Raw genomic sequence first — 3,036 nt, 5'->3', positions numbered from 1 at the left:
GCGATCCCCGAGTCGATCCACGGCTCCACCACGCCACCGGGGGAGGTCGTGCACACCACGTTGAGGACGCCGGCGGGAAGCCCGGCCTCGCGCAGCAGGTCCACCAGGTACAGCGAGGTCAGCGGGGTGAGCTCGGCGGGCTTGAACACCATCGTGCAGCCGGCGGCGACCGCGGGGCCGATCTTGCGGGTGGCCATGGCCAGCGGGAAGTTCCACGGGGTGACGAGGATGCACGGCCCCACCGGCTCGGAGGTCACCAGCAGCCGGGTGTTGCCGTCGGGGGAGCGGCGGGCGTCGCCGCGGATGCGGCAGGCCTCCTCGGAGAACCAGCGGAGGAACTCGGCGCCGTAGGCCACCTCGCCGCGCGCCTCGGCCAGCGGCTTGCCCATCTCGGTGGTCATGATCAGCGCGAGCTCGTCGGCGCGCTCGATGAGCAGCTCGTACGCTCGCCGCAGGATCTCGGCCCGCTCGCGCGCGGGGACGGCTCCCCACGAGGCCTGGGTCCGCCCGGCGGCCTCGATCGCGGCGGCCGCGTCGTCGGGTCCGCCGTCGGCAACGGTCGCCACGACCTCCCCGGTGGCCGGGTTGTGCACCTCGAACGTGGCGCCCGAGGCGGCGTCGCGCCACCGGCCGTCGATGTGCACGCCGGTGCCGAGGTCGGCGATGATGTCGGCTGCGGTTCGGGTCATGTGTGCCTCCTGGCGGGTGACGGGGCGGGGTCCGGGTCGAGGAGCTCGAACAGGTGGTGGCCGGTGCGGCCCAGGTGCTCGACCTGGGTGGCGCACGAGACCCCGTCGGTGAGGACGGGCGCGTCGGGGTCGGCGCGCAGGGCGGGGGCCAGGGACTGCTCGGCGATCGCGGCGGTGACGGCCTCGTGGCCGGCGGTGAACCCGAAGTCGCCGGCGACGCCGCAGCAGCCGGTGGCCTCGCGGACCGAGCCCACGCCCAGCGCGGTGAGGGTCGCGCGCTGGACGCGGTTGCCGAAGGTCGCGTACTCGTGGCAGTGGGTCTGGACGGTCACCCGGTCCGGGGCGTGCCCGCCGGGCCACGCGGGGGCGCGGCCCTCGGCGGCGAGTCGGCCCACGTGGTCGGCGGCGGAGCGGACGCGGGCGGCCACGCGGCGCGCGGCCGCCGCGTCCGGACTGTCGCGCAGGAGCCGGGGGAGGTCCTCGCGGAGGGTGGCGGCGCAGGAGGGTTCGACGACGACGACGGGGACCTCCTGCCCGCCCGGCCCGCGGATGGCGTCGAGGTGCCGGGCGGTCCGGCTCATGGTGCGGCGGGCCGCGTCCAGCCGGCCGGTGGTGACGTGGGTCAGGCCGCAGCAGTGGCCGGCGCTGCAGGCCACCGAGGCGTGCGCGCCGCCGAGGACGCGGGCGGCGGCGCCGGCGACGGCGGGCCGCAGCCCGCGGGTGAACGAGTCGAGGAACAGCACGACCTCGGCGGAGGTCCGCCCCGGCGGCGGTTCGCGGACGGTCCACACGCCGGCGGGCACGCGGGCCAGCTCGTCGCGCAGCGCGCGGGCGGAGGTGAAGCGGGGCAGGGCGCGCTCCGCGGTAATGCCGCCCAGTCGCGCGGCGGCGCGGCCCGCCCGGGTGCCGAGCGCGGCGTTGAGGGGCCCGGCGGCCCGCGCGGTCCCGCGCAGCCACAGCGGGAGCAGGCCGAGGGAGTAGTGGGCCCGGGGGCGGACTCGACGCCTGTAGCGGAGGTGCAGGGCCTCGGACTTGAAGGCGGCCATGTCGACGCCGGTCGGGCAGTCCGAGGAGCACGCCCTGCACGCCAGGCACAGCGCGAGCGAGTCCTCGACCGCCGGGTCGTCGATCGGCAGCGTGCCGCGGACCACCTCCTGGAGGACGCGGGCGCGGCCGCGGGTGGAGTCCTTCTCGTCGCCGGTGGCGCGGAAGGACGGGCACATCACGCCGCCGGTGGAGGTGCGGCAGCGGCCCACCCCGATGCAGGCCTGGACCGGGTGGGCGCCGTCCGGGGACGTGAGCAGGCCGAGGTCGCGCGGGGCGCGGCGGTCGGGGACCCCGGCCAGCGCGAGGTCGGCGTCCAAGGGCCGGGTGGCCGTCATCCCGCCGGGAGCGAGGATCCCGGCCGGGTCCCAGGCCCTGGCGAAGCGCTCGAACGCGCCGAGCATCTCCGGCGTGTACATGATCGGCAGGAGCTCGGAGCGGGCGCGGCCGTCCCCGTGCTCGCCGGACAGCGAGCCCCCGTGGCGCACCGCGAGGTGGGCGGCGTCGGTGCAGAAGGCGCGGAACACGGCCCGGCCGTCCTCGCTGCGCAGGTCGAACGAGATGCGGATGTGCATGCAGCCGGCGCCGAAGTGCCCGTACATCACGCCGGTGAGTCCGTGCAGGCCGAGCAGGTCCCGGAACTCCGCGAGGTAGTCCGCCAGGCGCCCGGGCGGCACCGCCGAGTCCTCCCAGCCCGGCCATGACTCGATGGTCGCGCCGGTGGCGGGGTCGGTGAGCCGCGAGCTGAGCCCGGCTCCGTCCTCGCGCACCCGCCACAGGTCGGCGCGGGCGGCGGGGTCGGCCACGACGAGCGCCTCGAGCGCGTGGCCGCCGCGGACCAGCCCGTCCCCCAGCTCGGCCACCCGGTCGTCGGGGCCGTCGAGCTCCACGAAGAGCCACGCCCGCCCGGCGGGCAGGTCGGCGACCGCGTCCGCGCCGCGGCGCTCCCGCATGGTCGCCACGATCACCTCGTCGATCCCCTCGACCGCCGTGGGGCCGTACCGCAGGATCGCGGGGACGTCCCGGGCGGCGTCCACGACGTCGGCGTACCCCACCACCAGGAGCCCGGTCCGCTCGGCGCGGGGGACGATCCGCATGGTCGCGGCGGCGACGATCGCGCAGGTGCCCTCCGAGCCGACGAGCGAGCGGGCGACGTCGAAGCCCTCCTCGGGCAGCAGGTGCCGGAGGTGGTAGCCGGAGACCTGGCGGGGGAGGCGCCCGAGCTCGGTCCGGATCGCGGCCAGGTGGTCGGAGGCGAGGTCGCGCAGCTGCGCGGTGAGGTGCCCGGCGCGCGCGGCGGCGG

The 3,036-nt window shown here is 77.4% G+C and carries 2 protein-coding genes; both read right to left on the bottom strand.

What is annotated here, in order from left to right:
* On the bottom strand, positions 1-689 hold a 689-nt coding region (locus tag B4M60_RS15290; RefSeq protein WP_291085998.1), incomplete at its 3' end, for an aldehyde dehydrogenase family protein.
* On the bottom strand, positions 686-3,036 hold a 2,351-nt coding region (locus B4M60_RS15285; protein ID WP_291085995.1), incomplete at its 5' end, for an FAD-binding and (Fe-S)-binding domain-containing protein. The genes B4M60_RS15285 and B4M60_RS15290, both read right to left, overlap by 4 nt.

Source organism: Dietzia sp. UBA5065, from assembly GCA_002415925.1.
Taxonomy (GTDB): Bacteria; Actinomycetota; Actinomycetes; order Mycobacteriales; family Mycobacteriaceae; genus Dietzia.
The sequence above is the reverse complement of the archived record's forward strand: the minus strand, read 5'-3'. Positions and strand labels throughout refer to the sequence as shown.